Here is a 16,510-nt window from a genome sequence, read left to right as displayed (position 1 = left end):
GAGGCGGGCCTCGGCGAAATGGTTGATCAGGCCGGTGATGCCGGCCTGGGCCTGCCGGGCGGTGAGGGGAACGCACGCATGATGGCGCCGGCGGTGGTGTTGAGCTGGAAGTAGCAGCCGGCTCCGGTGTCCAGCAGGACCAGGCCGTCGTGGATCTGATCGAGGTTTTCGGGCGGAGCAAGCGTATGTGGCGGTTGAGGTGGTCGACGGTCTCGTGAGCGATGGGGACGGTGCCGGTCGTCATGCCGTTGGTATGCTCGCAGGACGCTGCGGAGATGGCCTTCATCGTAGATCAGCAGCCGATCGGTGCATTCCCTTCCGAACGGTGCCGACCCAGCTCGGCTATCGCGTTCGCCTGCGGAGCGCGAACCGGTGCTCTGATGACGCGGGCGCCGAGTGACGCCGTGACACCGGCGACGTGGACCACGCGGGTGGCGTGCTCGATGCGCGGCGAGAAAGGCCCGGTCTTCCGGGGCGAATCTCACCCTGGTGTCAGCGCCGAGCTCGGCGTTTCAGACCGAGTCGACCAGCTGATGTGATGGCCCATAGCCGATCTTCCAGCCGGCGCAGTATCCGATGAGCCCGTCGGTCGTGCATCGGACCGCGATGCTGACCCAGCGGATGTCAGAGGTCGGCGTGTCGTCATAGAACGTGAAGCCGACTGCCGTCTCGAACTGGTCCGAGCCGCAGGTGCATTCGACGAAGTAGCCGGCCTCAGCCTCTTCCTCTGTAGTGGGCCAGTGCTCCTCGCAGTCGAGCATGTAGGCGGCCTCGTCGCATTGGGAGCATGTGCGGCGCACACATGTCGAGGATTCGTCGGTCTCGAGGACGAAGACCTGACCTGTGCAGTGAGTGCAATGTGCCGCAACCACCTGATGCACGACATATTCGTGCGGATCGGCGCCGAAATAGGTGCCCAGGTCATTGATGTCGTCTCCGACCCAGCTGCCGTTGATCTTCCTGAGGGTCACATAAGCAAGGTAGCGGGCGCTCTCCAGCCAGCGGCGTCCCGGCGCAGCTGTCAGTGCGGTGACATCATGCACAACCCGAGCCCGAGCAGGACCTCCGCGATGCGGGCCCCGTCGACTGGATCCGCCGACAAGGCCTCGACGGGCAGCGGGCCGCCGTCGAGCAGACGGCGGCAGGCGTCGGCCACCTCGGGCGCGACATGGAACGCCCGGCCACCGGCCTCGATACGGACGGCCTCCCCTCGGCCCTGCGCGTCGGGACGTTCCGCCATCGCGTCCTGCTCGGCGATGACCGGCCAGATGCCCGGTCGCAGGGCGATGCGGTCCTGCCGACCGGGTAGCGGGGCATCGAGCAGCGCGTCGCGGAGCAGCCCGGCCCGGTCCCCCTCGGCGAAGGCGGGGCGGCTGTAGATCGCACGGTGCAGGACGGCGGCGTCGCTGTCGGCGAGCCTCGCCGCTAGCTCGTCCGCATAGTGCTTGAGCAGGGGCTCGGCCTGACGGGCGACATCGCTGCCCATGGGCAGGGGACGGGTGTAGGCGTCGGAGCGCATGATCTGCGCGGTGAGGTCGGTCAGGAGATCCGCCCACGTCAGCGTGTTGATGCTGAGGGTGACGTGGACGGAGGACGACGTGTCGGTGCGCACCAGGTGCGGCATACCGCGCGGGACGTAGAGGACGTCGCCGCTGCGCAGTTCGTACACGGTGGAGGGGGCGTCCAGGCCGGGGAGCATCCTGCCGCCGCCGGGGTTGGGGACGATGTGGTCGAACAAGGTCCATCGCTTGCCGCCGTGCACCTGGATGACGAGGATGTCCTGCGCGTCGCAGTGGACCTGGAAGGCGTTCGCACCGGGCGGGGCGATGTAGATGTTGGCGTCCACGGGATGGCCGACGTCCATCTCGACCTTCTTGCACAGCTCGTGCAGGCGGGGCAGGAGGAGGTCCACCGTGCCGAGCACGATCGTGGCCCCGCCCAGGAAGAGTCGCGTCACCTTGGCGGGGTCGACGACGTCCGTGAGGCCGGCGTAGCCGAGGGTGGAGGGAGAGGTGTAGCGGTCCTGGGGTATGACCGTGCCCTCCTTCACGACGCGTACGCCCGGAGCACGAAGGCCGCTGCCGGTGATGACGCGGTCGATGTCGTCGAGCGAGGCGATCGCGCGGACGTCGGCGATCGCGCCGCCGCGCAACAGCGGTCTCTTCCCGAGGTGCCGGGTGAAGAACTGCTCGACGTCGCCCACGAGGGCGGGCAACCCCACCATGCGATTAGGTCCTTTCGCTTGCCGGTGATCGGTTCGTCAGTTCAGCAGCAGGGCGGTGTCCCAGCCTGTCGCGGAGGGTGTGCCGCTGCTGTGGTGATGGAGCGCGAGCGCGATGCCGGCGGCGCCTTCGAGCAGGCCGACCCGGTCGGGGGACACCTCGGCGTCCCCCGACGCGGCGTAGCGGAACCCGAACGGCGCGTCCTCGGCGAACGCGTCCACCACTCGGCCGGCCAGCGCGTCGGCGTGGGCCAGGAGTCGTTCGTCGCCGCTGTCGCGGCCGATCTGCCCGACGATGTGGAGCATGCCCGCCCAGCCGTGGCACAGTCCGGCGTCCACCATTCCCCAGGTGTCCCAGGGGCGGGCCAGCGTCTCGTGCAACGACCGGATCGCCGCCTCCCGCCAGTCGGGCCGTTCCAGTGCCTGCCCGGCGAGGAAGAGCGCCCGGGCCACGCCTGCCGTGCCGTAGCACCACGCGGGGCGGATCGGCGCCCGGTGATCGTGAGGCCGTTGTCCCGGTGCGGCCGCCCGCTCGCGTTGCCGGTGCAGCGGCACCGTCGGCGGCCATGACCCGCCACGCGCCCAGTCGAGCAGCCAGTCCGCCACGCGCTCCATCGCCTGCGCGTGGCCCGGCAGGCGCAGGCCCTGGCTGTACGCGATCGCCAGCAGGGCCAGCGGGCCGGGGACACCGTGCGCGAGACCGAGATTGAAGTGCCCGTCCCCCGCCTGGGCGCCCCTGACCGCGGCGTGCGTGACCAGCCAGCCCGGTACGGTCGTGCCCGCCATCTCGATGGGCTCGGTCAGGGCGATGAGGTAGGAGAGCGGCTCGGTGTCGCCGTACTCCAGCACGAGGCGGCCCAGCCCGGTGAGCCCTTCGACGACGTCGTAGGCGGCGAACTCGACTCCGTCGCGCCGGGGTCGCAGCCGGGTGTGCTCGGCGGCGGCGCGCTGCCGCGTCAGCTCCCGCACTGCCGGCTCGGCCCGGTTCAGCAGGCTCGCGTAGTCGCCGGGCCTGGTGGCGGCGGCCCTCGTGGTGAACAGCAGGGCCGGCAGGCCGTCGAGGAGGGCGTGCCGGGCGGGCCGGGTGCGGGCCGCGGCGCTCAGGAAGGCGTGCGCCCGGTCGCGGTCCGCCCGTTCGCTGTGCAGAAGCGCGATCCCCAGGTAGCCCTCGTTGAGCGACATCGGATGCCAGACCAGCGGGCGCCGCCCGTCCGCGAACCGATCGGTGTTGGCCGCGGCCACCCGCTCGACCGCGGCCGGGTCGGCCAGCCGCCGCGCCACCTCCTCGGCGATCTGAGCGGCCTGCTCCCCCGCCGCCGTCATCGCCCGTGCCTGGCGCGGTCACGCAGAGCCTGCACGGCGCCGCGGGCGATGGCGTAGGAAGCGCCCTCGGACATCTCCGACGCCCCGATCAGCCGGTTGTGGTGCATGTGGAGCAGCGCGGGCAGCGGTGTCCGGCGGCGCAGGGACCTGATCAGTTCGCCGTACTCGGCGACGGCCCGCACGCGCGGGCGCCAGACCTCCTCCAGGCGGGGGTCTCCGTCGGCCATCAGATCCACGGCGGTGCGCCGGATCGACTGGAACGCCCGATGGTGCTCACCGACGGGGTAGGCGGCCAGCAGCCAGTCCTGCCAGCCTTCGCCGTGGAAGGCGCGGGCGAGGTCGGCGTAGTTCGCCGCGGCCAGCAGCTCCGGGGTCAGCTTCGGTCGCAGTCGCAGCTGGGCCAGCACGGCGTCGCTGTCCGCGGCGAAGACCCGCTCGGCTGCCTCCAGCGCCTCCACACCGCCGTACCGGTCGGCCTCGGGCTCGTAGGTGTCGAGCAGGAGAGAACGGGCCAGCCCGGCCCGGCGCAGGTCGGCGGCCCAGTCGTGCACCAGGGGCAGCACCTCCCGATGCAGCGTGCCCGGATCCGCGTGCACGCGGATGCGCAGGTGCGGGCCAGGATCGAAGTAGCGGATGAAGAACCAGCGGTCCACGGCCGGCGGCAGCGCCGCGCGTAGGACGGGCAACCACTGCCTGATGAGATCGGTGTGCCGGTCGGCCGAGGCATAGAGCTTGGCGAACAGCCACTCTCCGCCCGGCTGGTGCCGCGGCGGCGGCGGGGCCGGCCGGGCCGCTGTGCGGATCGGCGGCTCCTGCGCCGTCGAGCGGAGCGTCGCGGTGATCTCGTTGGCGCGCCCGCCGAGCCAGCCGGCGCCGAAGCCGTCGCCGCCTGGCGCCTCCACCAGGAGCGTGCTGGGGCGGCGGGCCAGCTCGTGACGGAGGATCTCGCGGTGCAGCGGCGCGTCCAGATCGAGCCCGATACGGTTGTCGCCGTTGGTCAGGTACACCTGCGACGGCACCCGCCACCGCTCCCGCCAGGCGTCGAAGCGCCGGCCCCAGTCGGCATCGGGCGCCGCGACGTCGTTGAGCTCGGCGGCCGGCCGCCAGATGGCGGAGGCCAGGATCGAGCGGCCCCGCCGCACGCGCGGCAGATACGGCAGCAGCCTGCCCGCCAGCCCCCAGTCCCACCCCTTGCAGACCCGGTGCCTGGCCTCGCCGATCTCGTACACGAAGCGGACGGCGTCCAGGGCCACTCGGGGGACGACCAGCATGTGCGGGGTGGCCGGCACGATCTCCGACTCCAGCCGGGTGGACCACAGGAACAGCCGGTCGCCGGAGGCGCCCACCGCCAGTTCGTCCAGGGACAGCACCGCCTCGTCGCCCGGATCGGCGAACCTGCCCACCGGCAGGGTGCGCTCGACCAGGGACGGCACCCGGGCCACGTTCATGATCCGGGTCCAGGCGGGCTGGAACGTCACCTGCGCCGGCACGGTGTTCGTGCTCTCGCGCCACATGCGCGCCGTCTGCTCGCGCAGCTCATCCAGGAAGTACGTGAACCGCCCCGTCATAGCCCCCAACCTGCGCGAGATCGGCATGTTGGCCAGGACGAGCCGGAAGTCTCCGCCGTTCAGCTCTTCCATCGAGTCGGCGAGCAGGTGGACGCCGAGCTCCAGGACCTCGGGCAGGCGGCCGTCGTCGCGGTCGGTCAGCCGGTCGAGCGTGGCATCGTCCAGTTCCACCTCGAGTCGGCCGTCGAGCACGGCCCCCTGGGCCAGCTCGCCGAGCACCCGGTTGCGGTAGCGGTCCTGCTCGGGGTCGATCTCGGGGCGCTCGGACGCGCGGTAACCGGCCGGACCCCCGAGACCGAGCTCGCCGTCCAGCAGTTCCTTCAGCGGAACGAGGCGGGCGGTGCCGTACCTGTCGAGGAACTCGTCGTAGTAGCGGCGCAGGTGCTCGATGCCCGCCTCGGGCGGGGTGATGCGGACCAGGGTGCGGCCCAGGTGCGCCAGCTCCTGCGCGACCACCTGCGGAAGTCGTACGTCGGCGTCCATTCTGAGGTCCACGTGCGGCGCGTGATGACCGGCGCGCACGGCCTCGGCGCTGCTCAGCGCGTGCCGCAGGGCGGGCAGGCCGCTGCCCGCCGGGACGGCGGCGTAGGCGCGCAGCGCTGCGGCGCTCGTCTCCAGCCCGGTCCGCGCGGCCGGGGGCAGCCGGGCGGTGACGTGCGCGATCTGGTCAGGGGCGTCGTCGGGCGGTACCAGGTCGGTCAGCAGGAACGCCCGCTCCACCATGTTGGCCAGCGCCTGCTCCGCCCTCTCCCTCGTGCCCTGCGGGAAAGAGATGAGCAGGTGGTCGACCAGCTCGGTGTAGGCGACGGGCCGCCGGGCGCGCTCCATGACGGACCGCACCAGCGGGCTCATGCCGACCGACAGTTCACGCACCGCGGCGTCGCCGTCGCGGGGCAGGTGGGGCAGAGCCAGACGATCGCCGCGCACCTGGCACAGGCCGTTCAGCACGACGCGCAGCCGGCGCAGCACCTCAAGGTCGCGTTCGTGGCCGCGGACGACGTCCAGGAGCCAGGCGGTGTCGGGCCGGGTCAGCTTCTGGTGCCGTTCGCCCAGCCGGAGCTTGCCCAGGTCGTCGAAGCGCACCTCCGCCACCCCGGCCATCAGCCCGAACGGGGTGGGTCTGGTGGCCATCCGGAGCAGGTACCGGGTCGCCGACACGACGGCGCGCCGTAGCTTCTTCCCTTCGACGGCACGCCCCTCGTGCACGAGGTCCAGCGTGCGGGCGAGCGACGGGCTGGACACCGCGATGGCCTCCCTGACCAAGGGATCGGCGGTGATGGACCGGAGGTAGGCCGCCGGGTCGCCGCTGTCGGTCCGGGTCTGGGCCGCACGGCCCGCGGGCAGCGTACTCATCCGCAGCAACGCGAAATCGGCGACGTCGAACTCTGCCATTCCTTGCCTTCTCATCAGTGGCTGGTGCGAGCAATACGGCTTCGCCGGACTCGGCTGATCGGGGACGAGAGCGTAACATCGGCGAACGCGAAAACCGGACACTTAGAATTTTGTGTAAGTGGACGATATTCCGCCGTCGACGCTGGATAAGCTCCCTTACCCATGAGCCCGATCGGGGCTCATCGGAGGAAAGGAACACGAAGTGAGCCCAGTCGCTCAGGCCGACCTCGCCGTGGACGTCTTCGATCTCGACATCGAGCAACTGCTCGAGACCGACGCGATCCCGCCCGTCTACGCGTGCAGCGATAACGGCTCCACGTGCGGTACGCAGGTGTCGTGGAGCGGAACGTGCAGCGGCACCCAGGACTGTGGGACGTGCTCACCCACCTATGGGGCCAAGGCCCCGGGCATGTGCTACTGACGAGTGCCTCCCGGCGAGCCGCCGCCCTGTCCATCGCGCAGGAATTGGCAGCCCGTCTCACCGCCGGCGAACATTCCGCGCGGCGTCATCCCGCATCGCTGTCACATGGCGGTGCGGGTTTCGCCATGCTTTATGCCGCACTTGGCAGAATTGCACCGGAAGACGGCTGGAATACAGTGGGTCATCGTTTTCTCGCGGACGCGGTGAAAGCAGGAGCGGCGGGGAGAGCGGGCCTTTTCGATGGCGGAATCGCGGGGCTGGGTGTGGCCGCCGCGTCGCTCCGCGGAAGTACCGGCGCGTACGAGCGACTGCTCGGCCGGACGGACGCGGCGGTGGCGGTGGTGCCCGACCATGACCTCGTCTCAGGGACGGCGGGAGCGGGCCTCTACCTGCTCCTCAGGCCGCCAGGTGAGAAACGGGAGGACATGGTGGCCGCTCTGGTGCGATCCGCGGGCGCGAGCCCGCCGTATCCGATGCCCGTGCACCGGATCCCCGCCGGGTGGTCGGTCACCGACGGGTACGCCGACTGCGGCCTGGCCCACGGCGTGGCCGGTGCGCTGGCCGTGCTGGCGCTGCTCGTGAGGGACGGCGCTGCCGGAACGAACGTCGCCGACGTTACGGACCGGTCCGGGACGATCCGGAAGGTCGCCGATTGGCTGCTGGCCCAGGCCACACAGGACGAGTGGGGGACGGTCTGGCCGGCGGGCGTCGACGGTGCGACCCGGTATCCGTCATCTCGCCGCGCCTCCTGGTGCTACGGAGTGCCGGGGGTGGCCCGCGCCCTGTGGCTGGCCGGCGACGCGGTCGGCGAGCCTCGGTACCGGCACGTCGCCATCGAAGCGATGGACCGCCTCGTGGCGGCCCCCACGGTGTGGGGGCTGGACACGCCGGGGATCTGCCACGGATGGGCCGGTCTCATGCTGATCAGTGCCGCCTTCGGCCTGGACGCGGCCACGAACGAACTGTTCGATCGCCTCTGCGACGCCTATGACGGCCGCCGGCCGCTCGGGTACGACGTGCCGGACCCCGGACTGCTCACCGGCGCCGCCGGAATAGCCCTGGCCCTGCTGACCGTCACCGCCGGGGACCAGTTCGCGTCGTCGTTGTTCCTGGCGGCCTGATGGGACGCCACCGCAACGGGCACGCACCTGACGAGGTCCGCGACCCTCTGTTCGGCGGTGGCATCCGCGCCTCGCACGGCCAGCTCAAACACGAGGGCGCCGGGGTGCGGACGGGGTTCCTGTCCATGGTCCGCGAGCTGCCCGGCCTGGTCGCGGTGACGGTCCGCCTGGCCAGGCAGGCCGCGCCCAAGCAGCTCCTGACCGTGCTGGTGGCCGAGTCCGTCTCAGCGGTGGCGACGGTCGTCACGCTGCTGTCGACGTACCACGTGCTGGTGCCGCTCATGACGGGCAGCCCGTCGGCTGAACGGCTGATGTCGGCGGTGCCGACACTGCTGGTGATGGCCGCCGCCGCGGCGGCGGGCAGCCTGGCCCGCGCGGCCGGCAAGGCGGCTGTCAGCCGGCTCGGCCCCACGGTCGAACGCCTGGCCTACACCCGGCTTCTGGCCCTGGCGGCCGACGTCGAGCTGGGCGCGCTGGAATCGCCCGCGTTCCACAACCTGCTGGAGGCCGCCAGGCAGGGCACCAGGGCGGCCCGCGTGGTGATCACGCAGGCGGCGCAGTTGCTGAGCGGTCTGTCCACCTTGGTCGCGGTGGGGACGGTGCTCGGTGTGCTGCACCCGTTGCTCCTGCCGCTGCTGCTGGCCACGGTGGTGCCGAAGGGGTGGAGCGCGGTCTGCTCGGCCCGTACCAGGTTCGCCTCCGCCAAGCGGAACATGGAGCTCGGCCGTCAGCTGGACGTCCTCAGCGGTCTGCTCACCGGCCGCGAGGTGGCCACGGAGGTGCGCGCGCACGGCGCGGCGGCATTCCTGCTTCGGCACTACGATCGGCTCTCGGGGCAGGCCGAGGCGGAGCAGGGCCGGTTGGGCCGCGAGGAGGCCAGGCTGGGGCTGGCGGGCGACGCGGCCTCCGGGGCCGCGGCCGTGCTCACCTACCTCACGCTCGGGTTGCTACTGGTCTCCGGCACGATCCCGCTCGCCGTCGCCGGCGCGGTCGTGATCGCCATCCGCACCGCGAAGGCGAGCCTCCTCAGCCTCGTCATGTCCATCAACCAGGTGTACGAACAGGGTCTGTACGTCCTGGAATGGGAGCGCGCGTGCGAAGAGGCCGCCCAGCACCGGATGAGCAGCGGGCCGATGCCGCTGCCCGCCGGCCCGGTCGAGATCCGTGCCGACGCTCTGACTTTCGCCTACCCCGGCCAGTCCCGGCTCGCACTGGACCGCGTCGACGTGCTGATCCGGCCGGGCGAGATCGTCGCCTTCGTCGGCGCCAACGGCTCAGGCAAGAGCACGATGGCCAAGCTGCTCAGCGGCCTGTACCTCCCGACTGCCGGGGAGGTGAGCTGGGGCGGCGTCCCGATCGAGCGGCTGCGCCGGCGAGAGGTGTTCGACCGCGTGGCGCTGGTCGCCCAGGACTTCGCCCGCTGGCCGGCCACCGCCCACGTCAACGTGACTCTTGGCCGTCCTGGCGACGCCGGGGACCGCGAGCGGCTGTGGCGGGCGAGCGTGGCCAGCGGGAGCGACGCCGTGGTCGCCGCCCTGCCCGCTGGATGGGAGACACTGCTGGCGCGGGAGTTCATGGGCGGGACCGAGCTGTCCGGGGGTCAGTGGCAGCGCATCGGCCTGGGCCGGGCCTGGTTCAGGGACGCGCCCGTGGTCGTCTTCGACGAGCCGACCTCGGCGCTCGACCCCAAGGCGGAGATCGAGATTTTCGAGCAGGTCGCCGGGCTGGCGACCGCCGGCCGAACGGTGATCCTCGTGACCCACCGGCTGGCGTCGGTGTCGCGGGCCGATCGCATCTACGTGTTCGATTCCGGCCGGGTCATCGAACACGGGCGGCACACGGAGCTCATGCGGGCCGACGGGCCGTACGCGTCCATGTACCGGCTGCAGGCAGCGCAATACACGATCGTCTGACCTCTTCGCGCGACATGGCCGCCATGCCGGTTCGGAAGCGCATCGTTGCGACCGTGATGACCGTTCTGGTCGAGGGCAGCGGTTTCGCGATGGCGGCTGCTGGTGCGGCCGTCGCCGATGGTGACAGCGTGCGGATCACCCTTCTGGACAATCGGGACATTTAGTCCCATTTCCGCTGCAACCTCCGCTCGCCGCCGTCCCCTTGCTCGCGTGTCTCGGTCGTCAGGCTCTCACCCTCCTGCGAACGGTTGTCGCTCACCGTTCGCCGAACCCCGGAAGAGCTTTCCCGCCGCCCTCTGCCACCCGTCGGCATCGGATGTTTCAAGTTTCGCTGAAGCATTCCAAGGGGGATGCGGCCCCTGTCTAAAGTCCTTCCTGTGGGGACCCAAATAGCTACGAAGAGCAGTGTGTGGAGCGAGTTGCGGTTGAGCTCCACGCCACAGCTCCAGATCTCGATCTCGCCCAATCTGACCGCGCTCGCCATGATCGCCGACGCCCTTGCGGGGCGCCGCCGTGGCCTGCCCGAATTGTGGCGTGAGGCGATCGCCTCACGGGTCGGCCCGCTCGGCCAGGACGCCGTGCGCCCGCTGGCCGTACCCGGCAGCTCGATCGCGCCGGACAGCATCGTGCCGCGCTCCCCCACCGACGGCGATGTAACCGTGCAGTCGCAGGTCAGCGCCCTGCAGGACATCTCGCCCGACGCTCTGATCAAGGATCTGGAGCAGGCGTTCGGCCCGGGGACGCCGCCGTCGCACTGGCGCTCGGCGGCAGAGCGGCCCGGGCACTGGCTGCGCGGGTACGCCAGCGCCCTGGCCGACGTCTGGGACACCACGGAACCGCTGTGGAAACGCGCCCGCCCGCTATTCGACAGGGAGGTCGAGCGGGTGGGCGTCGCGGCGGTGCGGGGCGGCCACGAGCTGTTGCTGGGCGCGCTGAGCGAGCGCATCGTCTACGGCGAGCGCGGCCTGCTCATCTCCGACCTGGAGTCGAGCACCTTCGAGCTGGGTGACAGGAAGCTCGTTCTGGTGCCCATGTTGGCCGGCAAGGACGCCGTGATCGTCAGCCTGGACAGCCCGGACGCCGTCTGGATCGCCTACCCGGTGCCCGGCGCGGACTCGTTGTGGCGAAAGCCCGTCGCGCCCGCGGCGGACGAGCTGTCGGCGATCCTGGGCCCAGTCCGCGCACACCTGCTCTGTGCCCTGGAACAGCCCATGACCATGAGCATGCTGGCCACGGACCTGCAGATCGCGCCCAGCGGCCTGACGTACCACTGCGACCGGCTGAGCGCCGGACGGCTGATCATGCGGGAGCGCAGGGGCCGCGAGGTATGGATCACCCGCACCCGCCGAGCGGAGGATTTGCTGGAGCTGTTCCGCCGCTGACAGAGGCCGCAGCTGGGCGGATCACCGGGCGCGGGGCGCGAAGGCTGCGGCGTCATCGGCGCCGGTATGACCCCCTGGCCGAGGGCCGTCTACCTGAAGGCGCGGTGGAGCTGGGTCATGGTGTGTTCGACGCGACTCTTGTTGCCGACGACCACGTAGGTTTCGTAGGTGACCTTGTCTCCCTTGTCCATGGCTCCGCTGGGGCTGGTGACCTGGATGGTGTTCTCGCCGAAGTGGCCGTTGTAGTCCATGGGCGGGCGGGTCATCGTGTAGTAGTAGGCCTTGTCGCCGAGAACGTCGGGCTTGACGTACATGCCGAGGCAGTAGTCGCCGTCGCCCGTACAACGGACCATGGGGTCCTTGCTCGTGTGAGAGTCCACGGGCTTGGGCGACAGGCGACCGGTGGCGGGGCTGTAGGAGAAGACCTTGGTGAAATCCGGCTGCAGGTAGGCGACGAGGACGCCGCTGAAGTGGTCGTGCCGTTCGTCGTCCGAGGTGATCGTGGCGGCGGCGCGGAAGACGTTGTCCAGCGTGGGCGCGTCGTGGTCGGTGGCGAGCTCGATCGCGGTCTGCAGCCAGTACGGCGACAGGCCCATGGTGAACGGGGCGCGCTTGTCCTGGTGGTCGGCGCTGCGGCAGTCGCCCCAGCCCGGTTTCGTGTCCGCGAGGGTGACGAACATCGCGGGCCGCACCGCCGTACGGATGGAGCTGCCGGATCTGGCCATGGTGTAGAGCGCGCTGGTGCTGGGACCGTGGTAGGGCGGCGGCTGGCCCGCGTCGTCGAGGCGAGTGCCGGCCTGCGTGGGGTTGTAGCACTCGGTCGACGCCTCACCCTGCTGCCAGGCGTGGAAGGCGTACTGGAAAGCGGCACCGTGGCCGCCGCTGGAGATGAACTCCTTGTTGTTCACCTTGACCGACGCGATCGCGCCGGCCAGCGCCGTCGACGTCGTGACCGACAGCCTGTTGCGCTTGTCGACCAGAACAGACGCCGTGACGTCCTGGAACGTCCGGTCGTAGTTCTTCTTCGTGGCGCAGTTGGACTTGTACGTGAGCACGAAGTCGTTGTAGGCCGAGCTGCTGCGTGGCGGCGCCTCACACGAGCTTGACGCGGCCGTCGCTGCCACTGGAGTGACCACCGCCGTCATGACCGTGACCGCGGCCAGTACGGCCCCCTGTCGGATAGATCTCATGCGGGAATCAAACCGGCATCCGGCAATGCGGCAGGATCTATTCGAAAAAAAGGAAAATGTTAGGGGTCGCCGGTTCGGGAGGCCTAGCAGTGCACTGAAGATCTTGTGCTGAGGGCGTGATCGTGTGTACGGCGGATGAAGCTGCTGATCGCCGTGTTCCTGTCACCACCGGCCAACTGGCCTGCTCGAGTGGAGCGGCTGCCACGCTTACCGGTGTCCTTGCCGGGTGCTGGACGGCGGCCGGCCGTAGGTCTGCCTGTACAGGGCCGCGAAACGGCCGAGATGGGTGAATCCCCACCGGAGGGCCACATCCGTGACGGTTGTCTGGCTGCCCGTCTCGGCGATGCGGACCAGATCGGCGTGGGCGTGAGCCAGCCGTACGGAACGGAGATAGGCCATCGGGGTGGTCTGCAAATGCTCGCGGAAGCCGAGCTGGAGAGTGCGGACGCTGACCCTGGCCGCGGCGGCGATGTCGCCAAGACAGATCGGTTCGCCAGCGTGATCTTCGCAATAGCGGGTCGCACGCCGAAGAGCGGCAGGGGTCCACGAGGCGGGGGGCTCGCCGAGTTCGTGGGAGTAATTGTGGGACTGGGAGGAGAGCAAGGTGTGCAGCAGGAACTGCTCGAAGTGATGCTCGGCCGGCTTCGAGGCCGCGAAGGGCAGCGTACCGACCGTACCGACCGATGACAGCATTCTCAGCGCGTGACCGAGCGCGCTGGTGGCATCCACCCCCGGTTCGAACCGCAGTCGCTCCTTGGGAGGATCACCCAGGTAAGCCTCGAGCGTCTCCTGCATGAGTGCCGACGGAATCTGCATCAGCATTACTTCGTGATCGAGGCTCCAACGCATGTCGATCTTCTGCTGGGGACCTATGAGGGAGATCGGTGCGGTAACGACCCTCCCGTTGAGCGTCACCTCTCCGGCCCCTCGCAACGGCATGATCACATAGAAGTTGAACGACTCCGACGTCCCGGTACGAATCTCTGCCCCATATGACGCGGTGTACAGAGCGATCTTTCCCCTGTGGAGAAGCTGGTATCGAGCGCCGTGCGGGTGCGACTTGATAATCTGAAGGTAGTAAGATGAGTAATGCTGCTCTAGCATTTCTCGCAGCTGATCGACATCTGCGGTAACAGCCGGGTAGTTTATCGATGGGCCTGAGGTACACCCCAACCCCTGCGAATTCAAATTTTTCATCGTGCTGATTTCCCCTACACACTCCGCCAACTGCCACGTCGACGCGAGCAGTCGTGCCTGGTACTCGGTATGGAGGCTGCGTCGATCTGGTCGTCGATACGAGTCAGGGGGGTCTGAGTTCGGCGGTAGGATGACGTGGATTCCGGAATGCGCATATCCACGTCATCTCCACGGCGGAAGGACCATGGACTCTTCCCCCTGCGGTCAGCAGATTAGTGATAGATCGCGATATTGTAAATGTGAATCCGGACATTTCAAAGTACTTCTAAATAGATCACGCCTTGGCGGGTTGTAGATAAGTGCTTCTGCCCGATCCCCCATCCCGAACAGGGCAGTGTCAGTCGAGGACCCGCACGCGAACGCCCCCAGGCGCATGAGCCGTCAACTGGCTCCGCCAACGCTGTCCCTTCACGAGTTGAGGCCTTGATTATCACTCAGGGGGCGAGCTGTTGGAGGAGGGTGCGGGCGAAGGAGGCCGCGGCCTCATCGTCGTCACGGTCGGCGGACAGCGACATGTGGCTCAGGAACGCGTACTGGAAGCAGGCGCCGAGGAGCAGTCCGGCAGCGGCGGTGATGTCGGCTTCTGGCCACAGTCGTCCAAGGTTCTGTTCGGCGCGCAGGTAGGCGGCGACGGCTTCGTTGGCCTTGTGCGGGCCGGCGCCTTGGTGCCGCAGTTCTTCCTTGTGCGCGGCGAGGGTGGACGGGTCGGCGAACATCGAGGCGAGCATGGGAAAGCCCTCGCCGTAGAAGGCGATCGCGGCCCGCGCCACGGCGGTGAGGTTGTCCACGAGAGCTCCTGTGCCTGCCCTGCCGTTCAGCGCCTGTGCCAGCAGCGTGAAGCCGGGTGAGCGTTCCCGCATCACTGCTACGAGCAGGTCGGCCTTATTTGCTTCACTCCCGCCCGCTTGGCCAGCGCGAGGAGCTCGAGAGCACGTCGCCGCGCTGCTGCAGGACGGTCACCATGGCAGGGCGTACACCCTGACCGGGCCGGGACTGGTCACGGTGCGCGAGCAGGTGGCGGCCATCGGCGAAGCGCTCGGCGAACCGGTCCGCTACGAGGAGGTCAGCCGCGAGCGCGCCCGTGAGCTGATGAAGGCACAAGGGGGGTTCGCCGCCGAATCGGCCGACCTGATGCTGGGCTTCGACGAGTACAGCGGCGACGCCGCGACCGGCGACGACGGCTACGCCGAATGCGCGTCTGGCCGGACGTGGAGCAGGCCACCGGACGCCCCCCGCCGCGACTACACCGAATGGGCCCGCGATCACATCGCCGATTCGATCTCCTTGGCGATCCAAGGGAATGACGCTAGGACGCCAGCAGGTCGAGGGCGAAGCCGTACAGGAAGATGAAGAACGCCAGCCAACGCAGCGGGTGCGCGGGCCGCTCGCGGTCGAGAAGTTGTGCCAGCGACTCCGCCACCACGCGTTGCGGAAGATAGAGCGCGTGCAACCAGCGCTCGTAGAGCTTGCCTTCCCCGAGCGAGAGCCCGACTGTTCCGGCTATTGCGATCGCGGCCAGGGTGAGGGTGTACCAGTCGCCAGGGTCCAGCGCGAAGCGGATCCCCAACACCAGGGCACCAAAGAAAAATACGGCGGGGCCGACCGCCCTGCCTGCCAGCTCACGACGCTGGCGAGCCTTCTCCACCTGCATGCGCTCGGAATCGGACAGCTGGTCCGTCACCACTTTCAACGCCATGGCTTCCAGTTGGCGTTCATGCTCGGGCGCGATGGGCTTATCGGCGACCTCGCCTTTGAACCAGGCATGAAGTACGTGGTAGTCGAGGTCGCTGAGGGGCAGGTGGTCGGGCACGTGGGTTACCGGCGGGTCGACGAGCTCAGGATCGCCAGTCGTCGTGTGCTGATGGCCCAGGGCGTACGCGCCCAGCATCACCCGCCGGGTCACCACATGGCTCGTCAGCCAGTCGGCCGCGCGCAGGTATGCAGACACGCCTGTCCGGCGGTCGATCTTGGGATCGATGCCGCGCTGCCGTAGCCCAGCACGCGCGCCGATCGCGCGCAGCCGGTTGGAGTCCGCCAGGTCGATCAGTACGACGAGCGCCGCGATGAACTGCAGCAGCTTGCCGATTCTCCCCCACCAGGCCATCGTGGTGAACCCCAGTTGGAGCTCCTCGGTACTTCCGCCAGTGACCCACCGCTCGACCACCTCGGGCAGTCCGTTGAGCAGTGCCAAGACGATGCTCGCCAGTCCTACGCCTGAGTACAGCAGCCGACGCCGCCACTTACGCGCGCGAGCCCCCAGTCGCCGTCCCCACACGGACCAGAGCCAGAAGGCGAGCACCGCAGCAGCCGCTGCCACCACGGTCCAAGCCAAGCGGCGGCTCTCCAGGGTCGTCAGCGTCAAGAAGCCGATGGCGACCACGAGAGCGATGGTTACTCGCACGATCACAGAGAAGCGCGCCGGGAGCGCGTCGTCCACTGATTCGCTGGTATCCGAGGAAGCGAAGAACGATGGGAGGACTGGACGCGAGTTCTCCAAGAGCCCGGGGTACGGGAGAAGACGACGCTGGGGCAGAGAAGCGCTGAACCTCCGACATAACGGCTGAAAGGCACGCCTCAGCGGGGGCTGAAGACGGCCTGACGCGCAGAGGAGTTCGGACACCCGCGCACGCGACTTCGGAATTCGACACTCGTCCCGAAACAGTGCCTGGGGAAACCGGCTGGGGCGGACGATCCGCCCCAGCCGGCACCTTCTCAGGCTTCACAACCGCTTTCGGTCTCGGCGGTGCAGGTGTCGAACCCGCCCACCCCGTTGGCGACGTCC

At 69.2% G+C, this 16,510-nt stretch carries 14 protein-coding genes; 6 read left to right on the top strand and 8 right to left on the bottom strand.

Annotated features, from left to right (window positions below):
* Window positions 1-512: 512 nt before the first annotated feature.
* From ACTMTF_RS46920 to ACTMTF_RS46905, 4 genes are read right to left on the bottom strand one after another with little or no spacing between them, the layout of a single operon-like run.
* Entirely contained in the window at window positions 513-1,043 is a 531-nt protein-coding gene (locus ACTMTF_RS46920) for a hypothetical protein (RefSeq protein WP_441116577.1), read from the bottom strand.
* Complete coding sequence (locus tag ACTMTF_RS46915) at window positions 1,022-2,224, bottom strand: JmjC domain-containing protein (protein WP_441116576.1); 1,203 nt, start codon at window positions 2,222-2,224, stop codon at window positions 1,022-1,024. Before ACTMTF_RS46915 ends, ACTMTF_RS46920 begins: the two co-directional genes overlap by 22 nt.
* 36 nt (window positions 2,225-2,260) lie before the next feature.
* A complete protein-coding gene (locus ACTMTF_RS46910) occupies window positions 2,261-3,544 on the bottom strand; it encodes a lanthionine synthetase C family protein (protein ID WP_441116575.1) in 1,284 nt (427 codons plus the stop codon).
* Entirely contained in the window at window positions 3,541-6,504 is a 2,964-nt protein-coding gene (locus ACTMTF_RS46905) for a lantibiotic dehydratase (protein WP_441116574.1), read from the bottom strand. The genes ACTMTF_RS46910 and ACTMTF_RS46905 overlap by 4 nt, the downstream gene beginning before the upstream one ends.
* Window positions 6,505-6,706: 202 nt before the next feature.
* On the opposite strand from ACTMTF_RS46905, the gene ACTMTF_RS46900 reads away from it, so the two are divergent.
* From ACTMTF_RS46900 to ACTMTF_RS46880, 5 genes are all read left to right on the top strand, one after another.
* Window positions 6,707-6,925 (top strand): hypothetical protein, encoded by a 219-nt coding sequence (locus ACTMTF_RS46900; RefSeq protein ID WP_441116613.1) that lies wholly within the window; start codon window positions 6,707-6,709, stop codon window positions 6,923-6,925.
* Complete coding sequence (locus ACTMTF_RS46895; protein ID WP_441116573.1) at window positions 6,823-8,046, top strand: lanthionine synthetase LanC family protein; 1,224 nt, start codon at window positions 6,823-6,825, stop codon at window positions 8,044-8,046. Before ACTMTF_RS46900 ends, ACTMTF_RS46895 begins: the two co-directional genes overlap by 103 nt.
* The gene (locus ACTMTF_RS46890) at window positions 8,046-9,959 is read left to right on the top strand and encodes an ATP-binding cassette domain-containing protein (protein ID WP_441116572.1); all 1,914 of its coding nucleotides are present in this window, start codon (window positions 8,046-8,048) and stop codon (window positions 9,957-9,959) included. The genes ACTMTF_RS46895 and ACTMTF_RS46890 overlap by 1 nt, the downstream gene beginning before the upstream one ends.
* Before the next feature lie 14 nt (window positions 9,960-9,973).
* The gene (locus tag ACTMTF_RS46885; protein ID WP_441116571.1) at window positions 9,974-10,123 is read left to right on the top strand and encodes a hypothetical protein; all 150 of its coding nucleotides are present in this window, start codon (window positions 9,974-9,976) and stop codon (window positions 10,121-10,123) included.
* A 261-nt stretch (window positions 10,124-10,384) separates the two neighbouring features.
* Window positions 10,385-11,341 carry an ArsR/SmtB family transcription factor gene (locus tag ACTMTF_RS46880; RefSeq protein ID WP_441116570.1) on the top strand — a complete coding sequence of 319 codons (957 nt, stop codon included), beginning with the start codon at window positions 10,385-10,387 and terminating at the stop codon, window positions 11,339-11,341.
* Between the two features lie 89 nt (window positions 11,342-11,430).
* On the opposite strand, the gene ACTMTF_RS46875 is transcribed toward ACTMTF_RS46880, so the two are convergent.
* The 3 genes from ACTMTF_RS46875 to ACTMTF_RS46865 form a co-directional block, all read right to left on the bottom strand.
* Window positions 11,431-12,531, bottom strand: coding sequence for a hypothetical protein (locus ACTMTF_RS46875; RefSeq protein ID WP_441116569.1), 1,101 nt, complete (start codon window positions 12,529-12,531; stop codon window positions 11,431-11,433).
* Window positions 12,532-12,738: 207 nt separating this feature from the next.
* On the bottom strand, window positions 12,739-13,635 hold the full coding sequence (locus tag ACTMTF_RS46870) for an AraC family transcriptional regulator (RefSeq protein ID WP_441116568.1): 897 nt from the start codon (window positions 13,633-13,635) through the stop codon (window positions 12,739-12,741).
* A 527-nt stretch (window positions 13,636-14,162) separates the two neighbouring features.
* Entirely contained in the window at window positions 14,163-14,588 is a 426-nt protein-coding gene (locus tag ACTMTF_RS46865; RefSeq protein WP_441116567.1) for a TetR/AcrR family transcriptional regulator C-terminal domain-containing protein, read from the bottom strand.
* A gap of 142 nt (window positions 14,589-14,730) precedes the next feature.
* Between ACTMTF_RS46865 and ACTMTF_RS46860 the strand changes: the two genes are divergently transcribed.
* Entirely contained in the window at window positions 14,731-15,078 is a 348-nt protein-coding gene (locus tag ACTMTF_RS46860) for a hypothetical protein (protein WP_441116566.1), read from the top strand.
* Here ACTMTF_RS46860 and ACTMTF_RS46855 read toward each other — a convergent pair.
* Window positions 15,035-16,165 (bottom strand): hypothetical protein, encoded by a 1,131-nt coding sequence (locus ACTMTF_RS46855; RefSeq protein WP_441116565.1) that lies wholly within the window; start codon window positions 16,163-16,165, stop codon window positions 15,035-15,037. The genes ACTMTF_RS46860 and ACTMTF_RS46855 overlap by 44 nt on opposite strands.
* Window positions 16,166-16,510 lie beyond the last annotated feature (345 nt).

This window comes from Nonomuraea sp. ZG12 (assembly GCF_052068115.1).
GTDB lineage: Bacteria > Actinomycetota > Actinomycetes > Streptosporangiales > Streptosporangiaceae > Nonomuraea.
Note: the sequence above shows the minus strand (reverse complement) of the source record. Positions and strands in the feature narration are given on the sequence as shown.

Coding starts and splice junctions, on each gene's coding strand:
- ACTMTF_RS46915 (WP_441116576.1), bottom strand. CDS start 2,224: ATGGTGGGGTTGCCCGCCCTCGTGGGCGACGTCGAGCAGTTCTTCACC.
- ACTMTF_RS46910 (WP_441116575.1), bottom strand. CDS start 3,544: ATGACGGCGGCGGGGGAGCAGGCCGCTCAGATCGCCGAGGAGGTGGCG.
- ACTMTF_RS46905 (WP_441116574.1), bottom strand. CDS start 6,504: ATGGCAGAGTTCGACGTCGCCGATTTCGCGTTGCTGCGGATGAGTACG.
- ACTMTF_RS46890 (WP_441116572.1), top strand. CDS start 8,046: ATGGGACGCCACCGCAACGGGCACGCACCTGACGAGGTCCGCGACCCT.
- ACTMTF_RS46885 (WP_441116571.1), top strand. CDS start 9,974: ATGGCCGCCATGCCGGTTCGGAAGCGCATCGTTGCGACCGTGATGACC.
- ACTMTF_RS46875 (WP_441116569.1), bottom strand. CDS start 12,531: ATGAGATCTATCCGACAGGGGGCCGTACTGGCCGCGGTCACGGTCATG.
- ACTMTF_RS46870 (WP_441116568.1), bottom strand. CDS start 13,635: ATGCTAGAGCAGCATTACTCATCTTACTACCTTCAGATTATCAAGTCG.
- ACTMTF_RS46865 (WP_441116567.1), bottom strand. CDS start 14,588: ATGCGGGAACGCTCACCCGGCTTCACGCTGCTGGCACAGGCGCTGAAC.